Source organism: Luteimonas soli, from assembly GCF_042648865.1.
Lineage (GTDB): Bacteria > Pseudomonadota > Gammaproteobacteria > Xanthomonadales > Xanthomonadaceae > Luteimonas > Luteimonas soli.
Window position 1 is genome coordinate 1 of record NZ_JBHRYA010000010.1, and the last position, 916, is coordinate 916.

Sequence of the window (916 nt, forward strand, 5' to 3'; positions counted from 1 at the left end):
AACGTCCAGAACTGAGTTCGACGCTCCATGCAGTACCCCGAAGCCCGGCTCACGCCGGGCTTCGTCTTTGGGCGTTCCGCCAGCGACCGCTGGTATAGTTAAGATTGTGCTAATACGATATGATTGCGGCGCTTGCGCGGCTGTACGGGGGATGGCCGCCGGTGTCGCCTGTATCGGGCGGTCAGATTTTTCGTTCTGTTCTTGGCTTTATATCCATACATAAGGAGTCTGCAATGAAGATCCGCATGTTGAGTGTCGCCCTTCTCGCGGGCCTTGCCTTCGCGCAGGCCGCCAATGCACAGGAGTTCGACGATCGCTGGTACCTGACCGGCAGCGCCGGTTACAACTTCCAGAGCAGTGACCGCACCACCGACAGCGTGCCGTTCGTCACCCTCGGCCTGGGCAAGTTCATCAGCCCGACCTGGTCGGTCGATGGTGAGCTGAACTACCAGAACGCCAACTTCGAGGCCAACGACGACCTGAACTGGAGCCAGTACGGGATCTCGCTCGACTTGCGCCGCCACCTCATCGCCGAAGGCCGCAGCTGGAACCCGTACTTCCTGTTCGGACTGGGCTACCAGCGTTCCGAGGAAGAGTACGACGCGTTCCCGAGCCCGGACTCGCCCCGCCAGGTCGAGGACGGCAACTTCGCCGCCAAGGTCGGTGTCGGCGTGCAGAGCACGCTGAGCCAGCGCGTCGGCGTCCGCGCCGAGCTGGGCTATCGCGTCGATTTCAACGACGCCAGCCATGCCGCTCCCAATGAAGATGCGTTCGGCGACATCCTCGCCTCGGTCGGCGTGGTGATTCCGCTGGGTCCGGAGCCGACCGCTCCGATCGCCCCGGCCCCGGCCGCCCCGAGCTGCGCCGACATGGACAGCGACGGCGACGGCGTGAACGATTGCGACGACAAGTGCCC

General features: G+C 63.8%; 1 protein-coding gene. It reads left to right on the forward strand.

The genetic code is table 11. The annotated features are described in order from the left end of the window. Positions 1-233 precede the first annotated feature (233 nt). The coding region (locus tag ACFONC_RS14265) for a porin family protein (RefSeq protein WP_386745176.1) at positions 234-916 on the forward strand (683 nt) is incomplete at its 3' end.